The sequence below is a fragment of the Paraburkholderia phenoliruptrix genome, from assembly GCF_902859825.1.
In the GTDB taxonomy this organism is placed as follows: domain Bacteria; phylum Pseudomonadota; class Gammaproteobacteria; order Burkholderiales; family Burkholderiaceae; genus Paraburkholderia; species Paraburkholderia phenoliruptrix.
This window is the reverse complement of sequence record NZ_CADIKB010000010.1, coordinates 166,559-186,876: the sequence shown is the minus strand read 5'-3', so window position 1 is coordinate 186,876 and position 20,318 is coordinate 166,559. Positions and strand designations below refer to the sequence as shown.

Here is a 20,318-nt window from a genome sequence, read left to right as displayed (position 1 = left end):
CACATGTTTGACTTCATGCGTCGAAGGTTCTTGTTGCATTTCGTGTAGGTTTGAGGCAATGTCTCTGCACTGACGCCACATATCCCACACATGTCCACACCACCTCCCTCGCATGCGCGCGTTGTGATCATCGGCGGAGGCATTATCGGCTGCTCCGTCGCCTATCATCTGACCAAGCTCGGCTGGACCGACGTGCTGCTGCTCGAACAAGGTCAGTTGTCGTGCGGAACGACGTGGCACGCGGCCGGCCTCGTCGGCCAATTGCGCGCGCAGGAAAGCATGACGAAGCTGATCCGCTATTCGACGGCGCTCTACGCCGAACTCGAAGCGGAAACGGGACTCGCCACCGGCTGGAAGCCATGCGGCTCGCTCTCGGTTGCCCGCACCCCGGAACGCATGACGCAACTCAAACGCACCGCCGCCGTCGCGCGGGCGTACGGCGTGGCCTGCGACGTGATCGGCGCACGCGAAGCGGGCGAATTGTGGCCCGTCATGCGTACCGACGACCTGCTCGGCGCCGTCTGGCTGCCGGGCGACGGCAAGGCCAATCCTACCGATCTCACGCAGGCGCTCGCTCGCGGCGCCCGCATGCGCGGCGCGCGGATCGTCGACAACACGCGCGTGACGGCGGTCCATACGCGCGACGCCCACGGCTCGCGTGAAGCAAGCGGCGTCGCGTGGCGCAACAAAAACGGCGAGGAAGGCTCCGTTTGCGCGGAGATCGTCGTGAATTGCGCCGGACAATGGGCCAAAGCGGTGGGCCGTCTGTGCGGCGTGACGGTGCCGCTGCACTCGGCCGAGCATTACTACATCGTCACGGAACGCATTGCCGGCGTGCATCCCGACTTGCCGGTCATGCGCGACCCGGACGGCTTCATCTATTTCAAGGAAGAAGTGGGCGGACTCGTCATGGGCGGTTTCGAGCCGGACGCGAAACCGTGGGGCATGACCGGCATTCCCGAGAACTTCGAGTTTCAGTTGCTGCCCGACGACTGGGATCAGTTCGAAATCCTCATGACCCACGCGCTGCAACGCGTGCCCGCGCTGGAGACGGCGCAAGTCCGGCAGTTCTACAACGGGCCGGAATCATTCACGCCCGACAACAACTTCATACTCGGCGAAGCGCCTGAATTAAGGCGCTTTTTCGTCGGCGCGGGCTTCAACTCGATGGGTATCGCGTCCGCCGGCGGCGCCGGCATGGCGCTCGCCGAGTGGATCGTCGCGGGCGAACCGACCATGGATCTCTGGCCGGTCGACATTCGCCGTTTTGCGCGCTTTAACGGCAATGACGCGTGGCTGCACGATCGTGTGAAGGAGACACTCGGTTTGCACTACGCGATGCCATGGCCTAATCGGGAACTCGACAGCGCGCGGCCGTTGCGCCGCTCTCCGCTGTATGCGTTGCTGCACGAGGACGGCGCGTGCTTCGGCAGCAAAATGGGCTGGGAACGCGCCAACTTTTTTGCGCCGACGCGCGACGAAGCGCGCCTCGACTACACGTTCGGCCAGCCCGCCTGGCTGCCGGCGAGCGGCGCGGAACACCGGGCGTGCCGCGAAGGCGTGGCGCTTTTCGACATGACGTCGTTCTCCAAATTGCTCGTCAAAGGCCGGGACGCGCAAGCCGTGCTGCAAGGGCTCGTGGCAAACGACGTCGACGTGCCGCCCGGCACCGCCGTCTATACGGGCATGCTCAACGAACGCGGCAATTACGAATCGGATTTCACGCTGACGCGCATTGCCGCGGACCAATACCTGCTCGTCACGGGTACGGCGCAAACCACGCGCGACTTCGACACGATCGAGAAAGCGATTCCGCGCGACAAACACTGCCTGCTCGTCGACGTGACGAGCCATTATGCGGTGCTCGCCGTGATGGGCCCGCGCTCGCGCGAACTGCTGCAAAGCGTGTCGAAAGCCGACTGGCGCAACGAGGCGTTCGCGTTCGGCCAGAGCCGCGAGGTCGACATCGGCTACGCGACGGTGCGCGCCACGCGGCTCACCTACGTCGGCGAACTCGGCTGGGAACTGTACGTGCCCGTCGAATTCGCAATCGGCGTCTACGAAACCTTGCGCGAGGCAGGAAAAGCGTTCGGTCTCGTCAATGCCGGCTACTACGCGATCGACTCTCTGCGCATCGAAAAAGGCTACCGCGCATGGGGACGCGAGCTCACGCCGGACACGAATCCGTTCGAAGCCGGCCTCGCGTTCGCGTGCAAGCTCGACAGGAACATTCCGTTTCGCGGCCGCGAGGCGCTGCTGAAACGACGCGATGAGCCGCTGCGCCGCCGCATGGTCGTGCTGACCGCGGACGGCGCAGCGCGCCACATGCTCTGGGGCGGCGAGGCGATTCTGCGCGACGGCAAACCGGTTGGCTTCGTCAGTTCGGCGGCATTCGGCCACACGCTCGGCTGTCCGGTCGCAATGGGCTACGTGAACAATCCGGATGGCCCAGCGGACGCCGCCTATTTGACGAGCGGCGCCTATACGATCGACGTAGCCGGCGAACGGCTGCCGGCTACGCTTCACCTGAAGGCACCGTACGACCCGCGCTCGGAGCGCGTGCGTGCCTGATAGAGCGTGTGACACAGCGACACAGCGCCTGATGCACCGTCTGACGCAGCGCCTCCCGCGCGTGCCGTTCGCTCGCCGAGTCGGCCGCGCGCGCGGCACGCAGGTCGGCCAGACTTCAAACAGCGTCAATTCATCGTGCCGGTCGGCGCGCTTTCGCTCGCCATGCGGTGCGCGGCCGCTTCGGCGGCGAGCGCCTCCTTGTGCTGCTCCACCTGATGCGCGAACACCGGACTGACATCTGGATACGATGCGTCGGTCACGTAATCGAGCCCGTTCTGCTGGGCCTCGATCAATTCCTGGTAGACCTGAGCGCGAGTTTTTCCTTGCGCAAAGACATTCGACGACGCGGCCAGAGCGACGACGGACAAGGCAGCAAAAGCGATCTTCTTCATGATGAACTCCAGCGAGTTGTGTGCGGGTTTGCATCAGGGAGAACCGCGCGTCACCGGCTTTTATTCCTGCGCAAGCCGCTCATCAGAAACATTTCTGCGCCGCGGAATAAAGCGCCTTGCTGCGCGGTTTGCTCGCCTTTCGCAACGCATCGATCGCACAATCAAAAACCTCCCCAACGACCGCGCGCGCGAGTGGAATAAACTGGCGCGCAAGCGTGTTTGCACCTGAACAGCCGGATTCCAGCCGGAGACTTTTCATCATGAAACCGACCGACGCCCCCGCCGACGCGCCGCTTTCCGAAGCCGACATCCAGGCCTACGCCGACGGCACCTTGTCGCCCGCGCGCGCCGCGTTCCTGCGCGACTACCTGCTCCGCGATCCGGCGGAGGCCCGTCGCGTGGCCTTTTACGGCAAGCTCAACGAGCAGATCCAGCGCACCTTTCCGAGCGCCGGCGAACCGGCACCGAAGGCTTTCAAGGGCCGGCGCGAGGTTCGCAGCCGCGGCCGCACGGCTCTCGCGACGCCGCGCTTGCGCAAGACAATCGGAACGCTGCTTGCAGTCGTCATCGCGTGTATGGCGGCGGGCGGCTGGCTCGCGGCCACCCAGGTCACGCAGCAGGCGCTCAACAATGCCGCCGTGATGGTGCTGGCCGAAACCGCCGCCGCCCCGTTTCCCGCTTCGTCGCCGACCCGCAGCGCGCCGTCCGCGCCTGATCTGGAGGCGATCGGATTGCGGCTCGTCGACGAGCGCGTGCTGTCGCTCGGCGTCTTGCAGCGCGCCACTGAATTCATCTACCTGAACGGCGACAACCAGCCGGTGGTCGTGCTGTCGACGCTCGCCCTGCTCGCGCCTGCGCAGCCGCAATGGTCCGCGCGGCGCATCGGCGACGTGCGTCTTCTGACCTGGACCGCACAGCGGCAGCGCTTCGTGGTCGCCGGCAATGCGCGCACCCACGGCCTGATGCGCGCCGCCGACGTCATGACGATGCCATGACGCTCACGCGATCCTGCGCGAATGCGGTGACCCGCCGCATTCGTCGGAATAGAATCCGCGCAAGCGTGTTAGCCCTATCAGAACCGGCGATGCCCCGACGCGGCGCAGCCGTTCCCTGCTCACGAGAGGCCCCATGACCGGGATGAAGAATGGATGTTCGTGACGAGTTAATGGAACATGTGCCGCGTTTGCGGCGCTACGCGCGGGCGCTGATCAACAATCGCGACCTCGCGGACGATCTGGTGCAGGACACGCTCGAGCGCGCGCTTGGCCGCACCGGCATGTTCGAGCCCGGCACCGATCTGCGCGCGTGGCTGTTCACGATCATGCACAACGTGTTCGCCAATCAGGCGCGCAAGGCGTCCTCGCGCGCGATCCACGTGGCCGTCGACGACGAAAGCGTCCACGAAAGCGAGTTCGCCGTGGCGCCGCAACAGGCGCGCTCGCTGGAAATGCGCGACCTCCACTACGCGCTGCAGCGTCTGCCCCTCGAACAGCGCGAAGTGGTGCTGCTCGTCGGCCTTGAAGAAATGAGCTACGCGGACGTCGCGCTCGCGCTGAACGTGCCCATCGGCACGGTCATGTCGCGCCTCTCCCGCGGGCGCGAGCGGCTTCGGGCATTGATGGCGGGCAGCCAGCCCGGTGCGAAATTACAGGTGGTGCGATGAGCAACCAACATACGCCGATCACTGAAGAAGAGCTGCACGCTTACGTGGACGGCACGCTGTCCGACGAACGGCGCGCCGACGTGGAGCGCGCGCTCGAACAGAATCCCGAGCTGGCTTCCCGTATCAGCGATTATTTTTCGCTGAACAGCATGTTCCATGAGCGCTACGACCGCGTACTGAATGAACCGGTGCCGAAGCGGCTGCAGCCCGCCGCGCCGCGCCGTTCACGCATTGCCGCCAACTGGCCGCAATTCGCGGGCATGGCGGCGGCGCTGGTCATGGGCATCGGCATCGGTTTCGGCACGCATATGGGCCAGGACGCGTTGGCGCCGGCGACGGGTTCGTCGGGCACGCGGCCGGTCAGCGCGGACAGCTCCGAGCTCTTCGCGCGTCAGGCGGCTGTCGCGCATGTGGTGTACATGCCGACCGTCGACCGGCCCACCGACATGAGCGCCGACCACGAGCACGATTTCGTGCAGTGGCTCGCCAACCGCCTCGGCACCAATGTGCATCCGCCGATGCTGGCAAAGGACGGCTTCATGCTCTCCGGCGGACGCCTGCTGCCCGGGCCGGATGGCCAGACAGCGCAATTCATGTATCGCGGACCGAGCGGCGAGCGGGTGACGCTGTGCATCTCGCGTCGCAAGGTGAGTGCGAATACCACTGCCTTCAAGCTGTATGAGGACGGACCCGTCAACGTGTTCTACTGGGTCGACGGCGATTTCGGCTATGCGGTGTCAGGCGGTATCGACCGCAAGCAGTTATTGCAGCTCTCGCATGACGTGTACTCGCAATTGACCGGCGCAGCGCCGCCGGGCTGACGCAATCGACGGTGAAGCCGCGACGATGAAGCCGCGACGGCAAACCTCGACGTCAGCGCGTGCCCGACTTCACGAGTTCGCGCGGCGTTACGCCGAGGAGCCGCCCCATCCAGTGCGCCATGTGGCTCTGATGCGCGAAGCCGGCTTCGAGCGCGACCTGGCTTGCGGAAAGCCGGCCTTGCAGCAACAGCGCGCGCGCCCGTTCGACGCGCCGCTGCACCACGTACTGATGCACCGGCACGCCGAGCGTCGCGCGAAACAGCACCTTGAAATGCGGCACGCTCAGGTCGGCAAGCGCGGCGAGTTCGCTCAGCGTGAGCCTCCGGTCCAGATGCGCCTCGATAAACTCGGTCACGCGTGCCGCCGTTCGCGGAGCGAGCGTGCGCCGCTTGTCGTCGAGCGACGGCGCGCCGCCGATCAGACGCACCACCATGGCCGTGCACAGGCTTTCGGCGTACAGCGGATCGGATGCGTCATCGGCTTCCAGCTCGGCACGCAATGCCCATGCAAGGTGCTGGAAGCGCGGATCGCGCATCTGGAATTGCGGGCGGATCTGGGCGTCGGCGGTCTTTAATGCCAGTTGCTCCACCGTCGTGCGCGCGAATTCCTCGCCGATCCATACGCTGAAAATCGTGCACGCGGATTCGTCGCTCCATTGGCCGTCGAGTCCTGCGGGGATCACATCCGCGTCGCCGTGCGCCTGAATGCGCGAATGCGGCTTCTCGTTGCAAAAACAGCGCGCTCTGACCGGGCTGCCTACATGCACGCCTACGCGGTGATGCCTGAACGCGGGTATCCGGTGCAATCCCGCCGACACATTGACCAGCTCCGCGCCGAAACCGTGCCAGCCGAGCGTTTTGCTGGAGCGCAGCGCGATGCGCGAACCGCTGTGCGCGGGGGGCGTCTGCATGCGGATCGGGGTGACGGCAGGTGTGGCGGCGTTCATCGTTGGCCTCGCGGATGGCGGTCGGTCTGCGCGCATTGTGCCGCGTTTTGCGGGGTTCTGCTCGGCGCGGCCCCGCCGGCGCGCACGTCGCGTCTCGACGTCGTCCGGATAGCGGCACCCACAGAGAAGCCATCATCCGAATCTGCTCGTCGACATCTTCTTGTGCGCGCTTTCCCCCACACGTGTCCTTATGATCGGACCACGACGATCCAATCAGGAGTCTCACGTGTTCGTGATTTTTGGAGCAGGCGGCAATGTCGGCCGCGTCAGCGCATCCGCCTTGCGGCGCGCCGGCCGCGACGTGCGTGCCGTGGTTCGCAGCGCCGCGCAGGCCGCGCCGCTCGCGCAGATCGGCTGCGAGGTGGCGATCGCCGATCTGCATGATCGCGCGGCGGTGGCGCGCGCACTCGAGGGCGCATCCGCGGTGCAGATGCTGTGCCCCGTGCCGCGCCATGACGACGACCCCGCGACGACGATGCGCCGCATGATCGACGCGAGCGTCGACGCGTTGCGCGCGAATCCGCCGCCCCATGTGCTCGCGCTGTCGGATTACGGCGCCGAGCATGCGAGCGGCACCGGCATCACCACGCTATTCCACTATCTGGAGACGCGGCTCGCTACGCTCGACACGCGGCTCACGTTCCTGCGTGCCGCCGAGCATATGCACAACTGGGCGCGGGTGCTGCCCGTCGCGTTGGCCAAAGGCGTGCTGCCGAGCCTGCATCATCCGCTTCAGAAGCGCTTCCCTACTGTGGCCGCTCCGGACGTCGGCGCGCTCGCCGCGCAATTGCTGCTGGACGACAAGCCGCCGCAGCACTCGCCGCGTGTGGTCAGCATCGAAAGCGAGGCACGGGTGAGCGTGATCGACGTCGCGCGTACTATCGGCGAACTCGCGGGTCGGGAGATCACGGCGCACGCCGTGCCGCGCGAACAGTGGCCCGCAATGCTCGAAGCGGCCGGTCTCGGCGAGGGACATGCGCGGCTCATCGTCGATCTTTACGACGCACATAACGCCGGCCGCATCGACGTGCAGGCCGGCGTCAGCGAGCGACGCACTGGCCCGACAACGCTGGCGCAGGCACTAGCGGCAATCGTGCCGGGCGGCGGCGCAACGGTCAGCGCGTGAAGAAAGGGAGAATGACGATGTCGACCTGTGTGCTGCGCTACGAAGCAAGGCAGAGGCGCGCGAATCTGAGCCGCTTGCTCGCCCTCGCGCTGGCCGTGGCGGGACTGCTCGGGTGGCGCGCGCTTCGCGATCTGCTTGGCGCGATTCCGGACAGCAATGACGATTTTGGTCTGTTTTAGTGGAGAGCGGGTCGCGTGGCCGATACCGATCAGCGAACGGCCATCGATTCCGTCATGTTCTGACGCATGTCATCGAGGAAGCGCTTGCGGAACAACATCGTGCGCCCCGCCGGCAGTCGCGGCGGCCTTACTTCAACAATCCGAACACCGCCACGCCGTTGGTTGTACCCACGTACACATGCCCGTGCGCGATCATCGGTGTAATGAACTTGTTTCCCGCGCCGAAGGTGTCCCTCGTGCCGGACTGATTGCTGTTATAGAGTTCCTGCCCGAGATCGCTCGCGTTGAACGCGTGCAAAGCACCAACGGCACCGTTCTCGGCGGCCCATACGATCGCATTGGCGGCGCCGTTAGCTGAAATGCTCGGCGTCGTGCCCGGGTAAGGAAACGTGCCCGCGCTGTGTGACGTGGGCGTCGTTGCCAGCAGCGCCGAGGTCACCGGGAACGCCTTCAGATTGTCGCCGACGGAACCGAAATACACGACCTTGTTGTAGTACGCAGGCATGCCGAAAACGCCGCCTGACAGTTGTCCATCGATCTCCTGCCAGATCAGATTCGCGCTCGGGTTGAACTTGCCCATCGCATCGCGATTGACGACGTAGATCTTCGAATCCTTGCCGGCACCCACGGCAAGATGCCGGGCGGTGCCGTTCGCATCGGCGAGATCCGGCAGGACCAACGCACCTCCGGACCCGAGATCGGCGTCCGCCGACGACTGCGCGACCGTGTCGAAAGTCGCGAAATAGTCGGCCACGGCGAGCGTGGGTGACGTCGACAGTTTGAGGAACGCGTTTCCGTAGTCGCCGCCCGCCGGAAAACCCTGCGCGGTCAGCGTTGTGTCGAACGTGCCGTTGGCGTCGAGCAGGTAGAGGAACGCACCATCGGACGCCATGCCCGCGCCGCTCATCCAGACCGACCCCTCCGTTCCGTTGGGCGTGAGATTCAACGCGCCGGTCTGCGAAAGCGTATCCGCGCTGTAGGCCATCACCCAACCGCCGTACGTGCCCTGGTCGCAGTGCGACGTCCATGCGAGGTACACGTTGCCGTTCACGAGCGTCAGCGCCTCACGCTCCGCATATTGTTGTGGGTCGAACACCGTGACCCCGTTACTGCTGTTCGCGCCTGTGCCCGGATAGGTGGCGGCAATCTCTGCCGGGCCGCCGAGCATCTCTGCACCTGTGCTCAGATCTAACGCATGCAGGCGCTGGTGAATGCCACCGCCCGCGTCCTTGCTCATGGCGACAGCGTACAAGACGCCCGCGGTGCCCCGTGTGCGATCGATCACCGGCGTGGAAGTGATGCCGATTTCCGGGGTGATTTGACCGCAATGACGATCGTCGCTCGTTGTCTCTCCGGAGCCCAGCAGCGATCGGTGCCAAAGTTGCGCATGGCTATCCGCGTCGAATGCATAAACGCTCGCGTGCTCGGTAACCACATAGACGACGTTGTGTGCGGCGCCGCTCACCGGGACGTTGCCGGCGTAAAGCGGCTGCGCGTCGACTTTGCCATCTGCCGCGAGAAAGGCGACCTTGCCAAATTCCGTCGGGTTGACGTTGGCGGGAGTCAGCGTTGTTTCCGCCAGGTACTGTCCGGTGCGAGCCGGATCGTTGTGATAAGTCAGGACATCGCCGACAGTGGACGGTGCGCCGGAGCCGGTTCCTGCCGGCGCCGTGGTGCCGCCCGTATTGCCATTACCGGAACTGCTGCCGGCGCCGCCGCTGGCATTGCTGCTCGATGAGGTGCCGCCCGAACCGCCGCTGCAGGCGGCACAGCCAATAATGACGAGACTCGCCGATATGAGCTGGCGCCAGGTTATCGCATTCTGGTCCAGGTACTGGGTGCTGTTCATACACGTCTCCCCGGGCAGTCGAGGGACTGCCAGTGCCAATGAGCCGTCAACGTCCTCGTCTAGTCTACGCTCCTCTTGTGCCAGCACGGCGGTAGAGCGTCAATGGATCAACACCCCGGAAACGCGCCGTCTGCGCGGACGCAAGCGGCCGGTCCGCTCGATGCCGGCGGCGGCCAGGCGCGGCGCTATACTGTGGCCCGTCTACAGGACAACCCGCTGGCGTCGCGAGATCGTGATCCTTTTTTGCGCGGCGTCCGCAAACCCCAAACGCCGACGGGCGGAGACATAATAAATTGGCTGATCATGATCTGAAGAGGCTGAAAATCGACCGGCCGGCCATGGCTGCAAGACGTGGGCGAAACTGGGTCGCTTACGGGATCGTCGCGCTGCTTCTCGTCGGCGTGGCGGCTGCGGCCCTCAAGCTGGCCGGTCCGCAAGCCGTCGAAACCACCACTGTGGTGTCCGCTTACCCGTCTCAAACCTATACGCTGCTGAACGCAACCGGCTACGTCGTGCCGCAGCGCAAGGCCGCGGTGGCGTCGAAAGCGCAAGGACCCTTCGAGTGGCTCGGCGTGCTGGAGGGCACGCACGTGAAGAAAGACGAAGTGATTGCCCGGCTCGAAAGCGCCGATGTGAAGGCCCAGCTCGCGCAGGCGAAGGCGCAAATCCAGGTGGCGCAGGCCAATCTCGCGCTGCAAAGGGCCGAACTGAAGAACGCGCAAATCAGCCTGCGCCGTTCCGCGATTCTCGCGCCGAGCGGCGCCGTGCCCGCCGCCCAGTACGACGCCGATCTCGCCCGCTACGACAAAGCGCGGGCGTCCATCGACAACAGCCGGGCGGCGATCGTGTCGGCAGAGGCCAATGCGCAGGCGGCTCAGGTGGCCGTCGATCAAACCGTGATTCGCGCGCCGTTCGACGGCGTCGTGATCGAGAAGCATGCGAACGTCGGCGACAACATCACGCCGTTCTCGCAGGCATCCGACAGCAAGGGCGCCGTCGTGACGATTGCGGACATGGAAACGCTCGAAGTCGAAGCCGATGTTGCGGAATCGAACATCGGCAAGATCACCGTGGACGAGCCTTGCGAATTGCAGCTCGACGCGCTGCCCGAGCTCAGACTGGCCGGCCGCGTGTCGCGCATCGTGCCCACTGTGGACCGCTCGAAAGCCACCGTGCTCGTCAAGGTGCGCTTTGTCGATCGCGATGATCGCGTGCTGCCCGACATGAGCGCGAAGATTGCGTTTCTGACGAAACCCGTTTCGCCTAAAGACAGGCAGCCGGTGGTCGCGGTGCAACCGGCGGCGATTGCCGAGCGCGACGGCCGCAAGGTCGCCTTCCTGATCAAGGACGATACCGTGCGCGAAGTGCCCGTCACAACCGGCGCGGCGCTCGGCGACCTGGTAGCCGTCAGCGGCGTGCGTCCCGGCGATGTGCTCGTACGCGCGCCGAACGAGCACATCAAGGACGGCGTCAAAGTCACCGTGGTGAAGAAATAGTGTGAACACCGTGGACAATGTGAAGCGCGTGAGCGATACCGCGCCGCTCGTCGAAATCCGCCACCTCGTCAAATCTTACCGGCGCGGCGCTCAGACGGTGCCCGTTCTTTCCGACATCACGCTTTCGATCAGCGAAGGCGACTTCATCGCGCTGATGGGGCCGTCGGGGTCCGGCAAGAGCACGCTGCTCAATCTGATCGCGGGCATCGACCGGCCGGACGGCGGCGAACTGCGCGTCGGCGGACTCGACATCACGCGGCTGCCGGAGTCGGCGCTCGCGCAATGGCGGGCGGCCCACGTCGGCTTCATCTTCCAGTTCTACAACCTGATGCCCGTGCTGAGCGCATTCGAGAACATCGAATTGCCGTTGATTCTCACGCGCCTGTCGCGCAAGGAGCGGCGCGAGCGCGTGAGCCTCGTGCTCGACATGGTCAATCTGTCGGATCGGGCACAACATTACCCGTCCGAGCTTTCCGGCGGACAGCAGCAACGCGTCGCAATCGCTCGCGCGCTGATCAGCGACCCGACGCTGATCGTCGCCGACGAACCGACGGGCGACCTCGACCGCACGTCCGCCGAGGAGGTGCTGGCCATGATGCAGCGGCTTAACCGCGAACTCGGCAAGACCATCGTCATGGTGACCCACGACGCGCATGCGGCGCGGGCGGCAAACGCCATTGTGCATCTGGAAAAGGGGGAACTGATCGATGGAACCACTCGCTGAGGCACGCCAGGGCCGATCCGTATGTACCTGCTCAAGCTGATCACGCGGAACGCGCTGCGGCACAAACTGCGCACGCTGCTGACTGTGTTCGGACTCCTGATCGCAGTACTCGCGTACGGCCTGCTGCACACCGTGGTCGACGCATGGTACGCGGGCGCGGCTGCCGCATCGAACGCGCGGCTCGTCACGCGCAATGCGATCTCACTCGTCTTTCCGCTGCCCTTGAGCTATGAGAACCGCATACGCGGCGTGGAAGGCGTGACGATCGTCGCACGCTCCAACTGGTTCGGCGGCGTGTATCGCGAGCCGAAGAACTTTTTCGCGCAGTTTGCGGTGTCGGACAATTACCTCGACCTGTACCCCGAATTCATCTTGCCCACGCAGCAGCGCAACGACTACGAGCGCGACCGCAAGGGCTGTCTGATCGGCAGGCAGCTCGCGAGCCAGTTCGGCTTCAAGATCGGCGACGTCATTCCGATCAAGGGCACGATCTATCCGGGGACGTGGGAGTTCGTCGTGCGCGGCATTCTCGACGGTCGCGACGAATCCACCATTACGCGCCAACTGATTTTCCATTGGGATTACCTGAACGAAACACTACGCAAGACGCCCGGCCGCAAAGCGGATCAGGTCGGGGTCTATGTGCTGGGCATCGCGAGCCCGGACGAAGCCGCCGCGATCTCGCGCAACGTCGACAACGTATTCAGGAACTCGCTCGCCGAGACGCTCACCGAAACCGAGCAGGCGTTCCAGCTCGGCTTCGTGGCGATGTCGAATCAGATCATCGCGGCGATCCAGTTGGTGTCGTATGTGGTCATCGTCATCATCATGGCGGTGATGGCCAATGCGATGGCCATGAGCGCGCGCGAGCGCACCGTTGAATACGCGACGCTCAAGGCACTCGGTTTCGGCCCGGCATTTCTCGCGCTGCTGATGTTCGGCGAGTCGTTGACGATCTGCGTGGTGGGCGGCGGTCTCGGCATACTCGCCACGCCGCCCGCGGCCAGCTTCTTCAAGCAGGCGACAGGCGGCGTGTTCCCCGTGTTCCATGTGTCGCGTGAAACGATGCTGTTGCAGGCGGCATGCGCACTCGTCGTCGGGCTCGCGGCCGCGATCATTCCGGCGCTGCAGGCAGCGCGCGTGAAGATCGTCGAAGGCCTGCGGGCTATCGGCTAGGGGCTGACATGGCGATCCCGCTCTCGTACATCGCGCGTAATCTGTGGACGCGCCGGCTGACCACCGCGCTCACGGCCGGCGGCCTCGCCCTCGTCGTGTTCGTGTTCGCGACCGTGCTGATGCTCGATGCGGGCCTCAAGAAAACGCTCGTGTCCACCGGGGAAGAGGACAACGTCGTGGTGATCCGCAAGGGTGCGGAAACGGAGGTGCAAAGTGCGATTGATCGCAACCAGGCGAACGTGATCGAAATGCACCCGGACGTGGCGATCGGCGACGACGGGCGGCGCATGGCGTCAAAGGAATCCGTCGTGCTGATCTCGCTCACGAAGCGCTCCTCGGGCAAGCCGTCGAATGTCGTGATTCGCGGGGTCTCGCCCGCGGGCATGAGCTTGCGGCCGCAAGTCAGGCTCGCGTCGGGGCGGATGTTCAATCCAGGGGCGTCCGAAATTGTCGTCGGCAGCAGTATTGCCAAGGGCTTCAACGGCACGCAGCCAGGCGAGCATTTGCGCTTCGCGCAGCGCGACTGGACCGTCGTCGGCACTTTCGATGCAGGCGGCAGCGGCTTCGATTCGGAAATCTGGGGCGATGTCGACCAGTTGATGCAGTCGTTTCGCCGCACGAGTTATTCGTCGATGGTGGTGCGGCTCGCGCAATCGGACCAGTTCAACGGCTTCAGGTCCGACCTCGACGTCGATCCGCGCCTCGCCGACGAAGCCAAGCGCGAACAGACGTTCTATAGCGACCAGTCGAAGGCGCTCTCGACGTTCATCAACATTCTCGGCTTCACGCTATCGATCATCTTTTCGATCGCGGCGATGATCGGCGCGATGATCACGATGTACGCGTCCGTGGCCAACCGCGTCGCAGAAATCGGCACGTTGCGTGCGCTCGGTTTCAGCCGTGCCAATGTGCTCGCTGCGTTTCTCGTCGAAGCGATGCTGCTCGGGTTCGTCGGCGGACTGGCGGGGCTGGGCTGCGCGGCGTTCATGCAGTTCGCGTCGTTTTCGACCACCAACTTCCAGACCTTCGCGGACCTGTCCTTCCGCTTTATCCTCACGCCGGCTATCGGCGCGAAGGCGCTCGCATTTTCGATGTTGATGGGTCTTGTCGGCGGCTTTCTGCCTGCAATGCGCGCGGCCCGCATGAATATCGTCGATGCGTTGCGCGCGCATTGAAGCACGGCATGAGCGAGTTGCGGCACTAGGAGCCGGCACACTGGAAGCTCGCGGCCGCGTTGACATCTCCGCCGATGTACTTCGGCCATCGCGGATAACGGCAGAGCGGACGCGTTCTGCCGAGCGTTGCGGCGTTCAGATCGCTCATCCGCAGGGTCTCGGGCGCCTTGCCGGTCTCCACCCATTGATCCAGCGCCGAAAGCGAATCGACGGCTGGATGAAACGGGCCCGTGCCATGGCCGACGCCTGGCATCAGATAGAAGCGCACAAATCCGTCCACCGTGCTCTGTCCGAAGCGCCCCACGAGGCCATTGTAGTAGTCCGTGCTCGAATCCGTGCTAACGATCTCGTCTGCGAGCCCGTGCGTCATGATGAGCTTGCCGCCTTTCGCCATATAGGTGCTCAGGTCCGTGTTCGTCGCGTCGGTGAGCGCGGACACAGCTTGCACCCGCGACTGATACGCCCCGGGATTCAGCGGGTCGAAAGTCAACGAATCGAAGGCCGGCACACGTGTGACGAAGTACTTCACCCATTGATCACCCGTCACCCATTGGTTCGCGTCCTTCTTGCCCGCCGGATTGGCAGGCACGGCAGACTGGCCGAGATCGCGGGTCGTATTAGGCCCTGCAAAAACAGAACCGGCCAGAATGTTGTAGCCGGCGTAACGCGTCACGCCGTTCGCCAGCGGATACGGCAATTGCAGCGGTGCCGCAATAGTCTGCACCGTGGCGATCTGCGCGTCCGACAGGCAGGTATCGCCCGAGTCCGCGCCGCTCGCGCAACGCACCGAGGCAAGCACTGCGGCCGATTGCGCCTTGCACGCAGCCACGTTTGAGATCACCCCGTCTGCGACCCCGTCGAGTGGATCGCACGCGGTCATGATCGCGTTTTGCAGCAACACCGTTTTCGCCACGTCCAGCCACCCGGCACCGCCATTCAGATACAGCGCCCGGCCCAGCACGACATTGCTCAGACGTAGCCCCGTATAGTTGAGCGCGGGACGGTTCACCACCATGCCGTCGTAGTCCTGCGGCCAGCGCTGTGCTTCGCTGAGACCATCGCGTCCGCCCGTCGAACTGCCGAAGAAATAGACCTTGTCGGGCGGGCTCCCATAGCGCATTTTGATGAGCGCCATGGCGACATCGTGCGTCTTCTTAAGGCTCAACCCGCCGTAGTTGGCAAGCGACTCGTCGTTCGCGGCGAATTTGCCATCCGTAATGCTCGAGCTTTGATGCCCCGAGTCGTCGCCGAAGGTCGCATAGCCTTGTGCGAGCGGCGTGGGCGTGCCGGTCGGCGCCATGTCGAGCGGCTCGACACCGGTGATCAGCGTGCCGTCGAAACCGCCGCCGCCATAATGCAGCGCCTTGTGATTCCATTGAGTCGCCAGGTTGACCTGGAACTTGATGGATGGCGCAGCGCGGTCGACCGGCGCGATGGCGCCGTTCACCTGGCAGTATTCGCCGCTCGCTTCGACGGGCGTCGCGCTCGTAATCGTGGCGCCGCTGGTCGGTTCGGCAATCGAAGACGCTGGGATCGACAGCCCGCGCAACGCTGCGCACTGGGCAGCCGCCGTGGGCGCGGGGGTTGAGACGGCTGGACTGTCGCTGTGCGGCCCATTGCCGCCGCATCCGCTGGTGCATAAGGTGAAGGCGAGCGCCCACACGAGCGATCTTCTGATCATCGTCGTCTCCCGAATACCGTTGGCTGCTACGTTGCTGCTGTGTTGCTGCTGCGTTGCTGCTGTCCGCAAGCGGCCGTGCGGCTATTCGAGCGCGCGGCCCTCATGCACGACACCGGTATCGACCAGCCGCGCGGCCGTGCCGAACAGCGCCTCGACACCTGGCTGCGACACGAACATCGCGTCACCGCTGTGCGCCGCGCCCGCTACTTCGTAGAGTTGATGACGCAGTCGCAGATGCCGCCTACGCAAATAGGCGTAATAGGCCCGGCCTCTTGCGAGTCGATGGGGGCCTTGCAGCATCGCCTCGCATGAGCGGTCGAGCGCCGGATGCGCGGGATCGTTGTCGTGCGTGCCGAGCAGATAGGTCACATCGCGATCCACATAACGGTGTTCCAGCCGTTGCGCATCGAGAACCTCTGCATAACGCGGCAGCCCCTGCGTGCCGTACTTCCATGCGTTGAAGCCGGCGCAGGCAGCGCGAGCGTCTGCGCTCGATCCATCTGCACAGTACGGCCGCCACGCGTCGAAGTACACATAGGACGACGGATTCGCAATGACATAACGCACGAGTACTCCGGCTGCCCTGCAACGCACGGCGACGTCGCTCAGTATTGCGTGCCGATGCGCGACCTGCGCGCCGCCGGAATGCCCCGCAATGACGATCTCCCGCACGTTCGGGTAACCGCCGTCGCGCACGAAATGTTCGATCAGCGCATCTAGTACGTCGAACGAGCTGAGCGGCGACGGACCGAGGGCATCAAGGCCACCCATCCAGGAGGTCCACTCCCAGTGCAGATAGCCGCCCGGCAACGCATGATGCTCGACGTCGGCCGTCGCGAGAAACTGCGGTACGGCGAGGATCACGCTGTCCGCATCCCTGGTCGACGACGCCAGCGCACGCTCCGTGGATCGCAGATAGGCATCGGCATCGCGAAGTCTTCCGTGCAGCATCACCACCACTTGCGTCGCGTCGGCAGGCCGCGCGCTGCCGCCCCTGAAAAGCGGCACCGCCGCCTCGCCGCCCGCCTTGCTTACGACCAACCGTTCCCCGGCGACCACCTGCACGGGCACTTCGTTACGCGGACGTGCGTCGCTATCCGTCAGGAGATTCATTGCGGCGCTCATTGACCGTCGGCCAGCCAGAGATCGGGCTTGCGGCAGAGGCGCCGCCCGGAGGCCGTCAGTCCAACCAGCAACAGCGAAACCACGCCTGCACAGATCAGATACCACGCTGGGACCAACCGCGAGCCGGTGACGTCGATCAACGTCGAAACCGTGAGCGGTGCAAGACCGCCGAACAGCGTCACCGCCACGTTGTACGACAGCGCAACGCCTGTCGAGCGCGTCGCGGTGGGAAAGAGTTGCGTGAGCATGCCGGGATGCGCGCCGGACATCAGGCTCAGCACGACAGTCGCAACCATCTGCGCAGCAAACACACGTTCAGCGGACGGTGCCGCGAGCACCCAGGCAAAGAGCGGGTACGCGGCACCTATCCACCCTATCGTGACGGGAAAAAACAGTCGATATGCGCCGAAACGGTCGGCGAGGCGCCCCGCCAGCGGATAGCCGACAATACCGATCAGGCCGGATATGGCCGTGCCGAACAGCGCATTTTTTAGTGGCAAATGCAGCTGGTGCTCGACATAAAGCGGCATGTACGAATGCCACAGGTAGTTCGTTGCGGCCCCAACGATGATGACGCCCATCGCACAGAGCGCCGCATCGCCGCGTTCACGGACGAAGGTGCGAAGCGACTGGCGCGGTGCATGGCCGAGCCGCTCGCGCAACTGAAGAAACTCGGGCGATTCGCCGACTTTGTGCCGGATGTAGAAACCCACCGGGCCGACGAGCGCGCCGAGCAGGAACGGCACGCGCCAGCCCCACGACACGAGCGATTCGTGCGTGAGCCGCGTGGTAAGGACAAACGAGCAGAGCGACGAGAGCAGGAGCGCGACGGCCTGCGACGTCATCTGAAAACTGCCGAAGAACATCTTGCGCCGAGGCGGCGCATACTCCGTCAGCATCGCCGCGGCGGTCGCGAATTCTCCGCCCACGGAGAGCCCCTGCAGAATGCGCGCCACAATCACGATGAGCGGCGCCGCAACCCCGATCGTGGCATAGCCGGGTGTCAGGCCCATCATCAGCGTGCTCAGCGCCATCAAAAGAATCAGCAGCGACAAGGTCTTGCGCCGCCCGTAACGGTCCGCGCACGCGCCGATCACCACGCCGCCGAGCGGCCGCACGAGAAAGCCGATGGCAAACGTGGCGAGCGTCAGCGTGATCGACACGAAGCTGTTGCCCACGGGAAAGAACACCTGCGCGATGACCTTGGCGAAATACCCGTAGACCAGAAAGTCGAACCACTCGAGGCCATTGCCGATCACTGAAGCAAGCACCGCGCGGCGCATCTGTGATCGGCTTGGCGCCGGCGCGCCGACCGTGGTTGTGACGGCTTGCAGAACGGTTTGCATGTGTCTCCTTGTTTTCGGCTGCCTGCGAAGACAGAGTACGTGCGGAACTCGCCAATGTAAAATACATGTGAGGCGCGGTTGCCATATCCAACACATATAGCAGGCTCCCCATGGAACTGAGACATTTGCGCTACTTCCTGGCAGTCGCCGAAGAAGGCCAGTTCACCCGCGCCGCCAGCCGGCTGCACATTCAGCAACCGCCGCTCTCGCAGCAGATTCAGGAGCTCGAACAGGAACTCGGCTTCGCGCTGTTCGTGCGGCAACCGCGCGGCGTCATATTGACCGCGCCTGGTGAAACGTTGGCGGCGCGCGCCCGCTCAGTGCTGCTCGAACTGGACAATGCGGTCATTCAGGCGCGCCGCGTGGCGCAAGGGCACATCGGCACCGTGCGCGTGGCACTCACGAGTTCCGCTGCATTTCATCCTCTCACGCCGACCGCGATCCGCAATTTCCGCGAGTTGTACCCGGAGGTGGCGATCGACATGACGGAGGTCAATGCCGCCGACATCATCGAAATGATGGTGGACGACCGTGCGGATGCGGCGATCCTGCGAAAACCCGTTCATGCGCCCGAGAGTCTGCGGTTCGAGTTACTCGCGGAAGAAAGGATGTTGCTGGTATTGCCCGTCGGACATCGGCTTATCAGCAGCCGCGCAGTCGCGCTCGAAAAACTTGCCGACGAGTCGTTCATCTTCGTGCGCCGGCCCGGCGCGCCCGGCATGTATGCGGACTTTATTCGCGCGTGCCGCTCAAAGGGGTTCGAGCCGCATGTGGTGGAGGAAGTGCCGCGCATGGTCACGGCCATCAATCTCGTGGCAGCGGGCGGCGGTATCTCGCTCGTTCCCGCGTCGATGCATCGTTATCACCAGGAAAGCGTGCGCTACTGCCGTGTGGCGGGCGACCGTGCCTTTCACGCACCGCTGCACCTCGTCACCCGCCATGACCTGGAGAACCCGGCGGCTTCGCACTTTCGCCAGACCTTGCTCGCTTTCGTGCACCAACATCCGAGCCGCGAGTGACGAAGCGTCATCCGCCACGCAAGAACGTGACCCCTAGCCGCCGCGCACGTTCCATGAAGTCTGCAGGTCGGATGACTTCATATGCTCGCGCAGCGCCTCGGCGAATACGCGTATCTTGGCCGGCTGATGCCGCCGGCTCTGATACGCGAGGTTGATGATGAGCGGCGGCAACTGCCAGTCCTCGAGCACCGGCACGAGCCGCCCAGCCACGATGTCGTCGCGGACGATATAAAGCGGCTGGATCAGAATACCCATGCCTGCGCGAGCGGCCGCGCAAATCACCTGGCCTTCGTTCGATTCGAGGACCGGCGCGATGCGTACCTCGCGCACTTCGTCACCCTTGCGGAGGTGCAGCAGATAGGGATCTGCCGCGAGTGCGTAGACGAGAAGATCGTGCGACGCCAGCGCTTCGGGCGTGCCGGGCCAGCCGCGACGCGCCAGATACGCAGGCGACGCCGCGAACACGCGGCGCGTCTGCGCAAGCTTCTGCACCATGATTCCCGAATCGCTTACGTGCTCGCGCGTGCGCACCGCGACGTCGATGCCCGCCTCGATAAAGTTCGGATAGCGGTTGGCCGCTTCGATATGCACGCGCAATTCCGGATTGCGCTCGCGAAACCGCGGCAGCCACGGCGCGATATGCAGCAATGCAAACGACACCGAGCACGTGACCCGCAACACGCCGCGTGGACGGGCGCTCAGTTCGCCGGCGGCGGCATCGGCCTCGGCTGCCTCGGCAATCAGCGCGCTGCAGCGGCGGTGATACTCGCGGCCGGCATCCGTGAGCCACAGCCGCCGCGTGGTGCGCTCCACGAGCCGCACGCCGAGCCGGTCTTCGAGCGCGCTCAGCATGCGGCTCGCCGCCGCGTTGGAAAGGCCGAGGCGCTCGGCCGCGCGCGTGAGGCTGCCGAGGTCGGCCGTCAACACGAAGAATTCCATTTGTGTAAAGCGATCCATGATTGACCCTCGAATTCGACCGCCGTTTCTTCCACCAGGCGGAAGAATGTTTTCCGCGACGATCATATTTTT

Annotated in this window: 19 protein-coding genes; 12 read left to right on the top strand and 7 right to left on the bottom strand. The window is 64.6% G+C overall.

Annotated features, from left to right (window positions below; translation table 11 throughout):
- The first annotated feature begins 90 nt into the window (after positions 1 to 90).
- Positions 91 to 2,571, top strand: a complete 2,481-nt coding sequence (locus HV711_RS13750) for a GcvT family protein (protein ID WP_035482618.1) — start codon at positions 91 to 93, stop codon at positions 2,569 to 2,571.
- A 125-nt stretch (positions 2,572 to 2,696) separates the two neighbouring features.
- Here the strand turns inward: HV711_RS13750 and HV711_RS13745 are convergent, their stop codons facing one another.
- Positions 2,697 to 2,963 carry a DUF4148 domain-containing protein gene (locus HV711_RS13745; RefSeq protein WP_028361937.1) on the bottom strand — a complete coding sequence of 89 codons (267 nt, stop codon included), beginning with the start codon at positions 2,961 to 2,963 and terminating at the stop codon, positions 2,697 to 2,699.
- On the opposite strand from HV711_RS13745, the gene HV711_RS13740 reads away from it, so the two are divergent.
- The 4 genes from HV711_RS13740 to HV711_RS13725 all read left to right on the top strand — a co-directional run bounded on the left by HV711_RS13740 (position 2,962) and on the right by HV711_RS13725 (position 5,447).
- Positions 2,962 to 3,192: a hypothetical protein gene (locus HV711_RS13740; RefSeq protein ID WP_156946619.1), complete on the top strand. Its 231-nt coding sequence runs from the start codon at positions 2,962 to 2,964 to the stop codon at positions 3,190 to 3,192. The genes HV711_RS13745 and HV711_RS13740 overlap by 2 nt on opposite strands.
- 31 nt (positions 3,193 to 3,223) lie before the next feature.
- Positions 3,224 to 3,958, top strand: coding sequence for an anti-sigma factor family protein (locus tag HV711_RS13735; protein WP_028361939.1), 735 nt, complete (start codon positions 3,224 to 3,226; stop codon positions 3,956 to 3,958).
- A 149-nt stretch (positions 3,959 to 4,107) separates the two neighbouring features.
- Positions 4,108 to 4,626: a sigma-70 family RNA polymerase sigma factor gene (locus HV711_RS13730; RefSeq protein ID WP_035482619.1), complete on the top strand. Its 519-nt coding sequence runs from the start codon at positions 4,108 to 4,110 to the stop codon at positions 4,624 to 4,626.
- On the top strand, positions 4,623 to 5,447 hold the full coding sequence (locus HV711_RS13725) for an anti-sigma factor family protein (protein WP_035482621.1): 825 nt from the start codon (positions 4,623 to 4,625) through the stop codon (positions 5,445 to 5,447). The genes HV711_RS13730 and HV711_RS13725 overlap by 4 nt, the downstream gene beginning before the upstream one ends.
- A gap of 52 nt (positions 5,448 to 5,499) precedes the next feature.
- Here HV711_RS13725 and HV711_RS13720 read toward each other — a convergent pair whose 3' ends face one another.
- Complete coding sequence (locus tag HV711_RS13720; protein ID WP_028361940.1) at positions 5,500 to 6,393, bottom strand: AraC family transcriptional regulator; 894 nt, start codon at positions 6,391 to 6,393, stop codon at positions 5,500 to 5,502.
- Between the two features lie 226 nt (positions 6,394 to 6,619).
- On the opposite strand from HV711_RS13720, the gene HV711_RS13715 reads away from it, so the two are divergent.
- Complete coding sequence (locus HV711_RS13715; protein ID WP_035482622.1) at positions 6,620 to 7,519, top strand: NmrA family NAD(P)-binding protein; 900 nt, start codon at positions 6,620 to 6,622, stop codon at positions 7,517 to 7,519.
- Between the two features lie 11 nt (positions 7,520 to 7,530).
- Positions 7,531 to 7,698 (top strand): hypothetical protein, encoded by a 168-nt coding sequence (locus tag HV711_RS13710; RefSeq protein WP_175145111.1) that lies wholly within the window; start codon positions 7,531 to 7,533, stop codon positions 7,696 to 7,698.
- Positions 7,699 to 7,825: 127 nt separating this feature from the next.
- On the opposite strand, the gene HV711_RS13705 is transcribed toward HV711_RS13710, so the two are convergent.
- A complete protein-coding gene (locus HV711_RS13705) occupies positions 7,826 to 9,547 on the bottom strand; it encodes a PQQ-binding-like beta-propeller repeat protein (protein ID WP_028361942.1) in 1,722 nt (573 codons plus the stop codon).
- Positions 9,548 to 9,840: 293 nt separating this feature from the next.
- Between HV711_RS13705 and HV711_RS13700 the strand changes: the two genes are divergently transcribed.
- Genes HV711_RS13700 through HV711_RS13685 form a run of 4 tightly spaced genes read left to right on the top strand, consistent with a single transcriptional unit; the run spans position 9,841 to position 14,118 of the window.
- Positions 9,841 to 11,043, top strand: coding sequence for an efflux RND transporter periplasmic adaptor subunit (locus tag HV711_RS13700; protein WP_035482625.1), 1,203 nt, complete (start codon positions 9,841 to 9,843; stop codon positions 11,041 to 11,043).
- Between the two features lies 1 nt (position 11,044).
- Positions 11,045 to 11,767 carry an ABC transporter ATP-binding protein gene (locus tag HV711_RS13695; protein WP_013592215.1) on the top strand — a complete coding sequence of 241 codons (723 nt, stop codon included), beginning with the start codon at positions 11,045 to 11,047 and terminating at the stop codon, positions 11,765 to 11,767.
- A gap of 21 nt (positions 11,768 to 11,788) precedes the next feature.
- Complete coding sequence (locus HV711_RS13690; RefSeq protein WP_028361945.1) at positions 11,789 to 12,943, top strand: ABC transporter permease; 1,155 nt, start codon at positions 11,789 to 11,791, stop codon at positions 12,941 to 12,943.
- Between the two features lie 8 nt (positions 12,944 to 12,951).
- A complete protein-coding gene (locus tag HV711_RS13685) occupies positions 12,952 to 14,118 on the top strand; it encodes an ABC transporter permease (RefSeq protein ID WP_014973364.1) in 1,167 nt (388 codons plus the stop codon).
- 25 nt (positions 14,119 to 14,143) lie between these two features.
- Here HV711_RS13685 and HV711_RS13680 read toward each other — a convergent pair whose 3' ends face one another.
- The 3 genes from HV711_RS13680 to HV711_RS13670 form a co-directional block, all read right to left on the bottom strand.
- Complete coding sequence (locus tag HV711_RS13680; RefSeq protein WP_035482627.1) at positions 14,144 to 15,799, bottom strand: tannase/feruloyl esterase family alpha/beta hydrolase; 1,656 nt, start codon at positions 15,797 to 15,799, stop codon at positions 14,144 to 14,146.
- 81 nt (positions 15,800 to 15,880) lie between these two features.
- Positions 15,881 to 16,924: a hypothetical protein gene (locus HV711_RS13675; protein WP_035482628.1), complete on the bottom strand. Its 1,044-nt coding sequence runs from the start codon at positions 16,922 to 16,924 to the stop codon at positions 15,881 to 15,883.
- Positions 16,921 to 18,270, bottom strand: coding sequence for an MFS transporter (locus HV711_RS13670; RefSeq protein ID WP_035482629.1), 1,350 nt, complete (start codon positions 18,268 to 18,270; stop codon positions 16,921 to 16,923). The genes HV711_RS13675 and HV711_RS13670 overlap by 4 nt, the downstream gene beginning before the upstream one ends.
- A 110-nt stretch (positions 18,271 to 18,380) precedes the next feature.
- Here HV711_RS13670 and HV711_RS13665 point away from each other — a divergent pair, with 110 nt between their 5' ends.
- Complete coding sequence (locus HV711_RS13665; RefSeq protein WP_035482630.1) at positions 18,381 to 19,289, top strand: LysR family transcriptional regulator; 909 nt, start codon at positions 18,381 to 18,383, stop codon at positions 19,287 to 19,289.
- A 33-nt stretch (positions 19,290 to 19,322) separates the two neighbouring features.
- On the opposite strand, the gene HV711_RS13660 is transcribed toward HV711_RS13665, so the two are convergent.
- On the bottom strand, positions 19,323 to 20,246 hold the full coding sequence (locus HV711_RS13660) for a LysR family transcriptional regulator (protein ID WP_035482632.1): 924 nt from the start codon (positions 20,244 to 20,246) through the stop codon (positions 19,323 to 19,325).
- Positions 20,247 to 20,318 lie beyond the last annotated feature (72 nt).

Coding starts and splice junctions, on each gene's coding strand:
- HV711_RS13750 (WP_035482618.1), top strand. CDS start 91: ATGTCCACACCACCTCCCTCGCATGCGCGCGTTGTGATCATCGGCGGA.
- HV711_RS13740 (WP_156946619.1), top strand. CDS start 2,962: ATGATGAACTCCAGCGAGTTGTGTGCGGGTTTGCATCAGGGAGAACCG.
- HV711_RS13745 (WP_028361937.1), bottom strand. CDS start 2,963: ATGAAGAAGATCGCTTTTGCTGCCTTGTCCGTCGTCGCTCTGGCCGCG.
- HV711_RS13735 (WP_028361939.1), top strand. CDS start 3,224: ATGAAACCGACCGACGCCCCCGCCGACGCGCCGCTTTCCGAAGCCGAC.
- HV711_RS13730 (WP_035482619.1), top strand. CDS start 4,108: ATGGATGTTCGTGACGAGTTAATGGAACATGTGCCGCGTTTGCGGCGC.
- HV711_RS13725 (WP_035482621.1), top strand. CDS start 4,623: ATGAGCAACCAACATACGCCGATCACTGAAGAAGAGCTGCACGCTTAC.
- HV711_RS13720 (WP_028361940.1), bottom strand. CDS start 6,393: ATGAACGCCGCCACACCTGCCGTCACCCCGATCCGCATGCAGACGCCC.
- HV711_RS13710 (WP_175145111.1), top strand. CDS start 7,531: ATGACGATGTCGACCTGTGTGCTGCGCTACGAAGCAAGGCAGAGGCGC.
- HV711_RS13705 (WP_028361942.1), bottom strand. CDS start 9,547: ATGAACAGCACCCAGTACCTGGACCAGAATGCGATAACCTGGCGCCAG.
- HV711_RS13690 (WP_028361945.1), top strand. CDS start 11,789: ATGTACCTGCTCAAGCTGATCACGCGGAACGCGCTGCGGCACAAACTG.
- HV711_RS13685 (WP_014973364.1), top strand. CDS start 12,952: ATGGCGATCCCGCTCTCGTACATCGCGCGTAATCTGTGGACGCGCCGG.
- HV711_RS13680 (WP_035482627.1), bottom strand. CDS start 15,799: ATGATCAGAAGATCGCTCGTGTGGGCGCTCGCCTTCACCTTATGCACC.
- HV711_RS13675 (WP_035482628.1), bottom strand. CDS start 16,924: ATGAGCGCCGCAATGAATCTCCTGACGGATAGCGACGCACGTCCGCGT.
- HV711_RS13670 (WP_035482629.1), bottom strand. CDS start 18,270: ATGCAAACCGTTCTGCAAGCCGTCACAACCACGGTCGGCGCGCCGGCG.
- HV711_RS13665 (WP_035482630.1), top strand. CDS start 18,381: ATGGAACTGAGACATTTGCGCTACTTCCTGGCAGTCGCCGAAGAAGGC.
- HV711_RS13660 (WP_035482632.1), bottom strand. CDS start 20,246: ATGGATCGCTTTACACAAATGGAATTCTTCGTGTTGACGGCCGACCTC.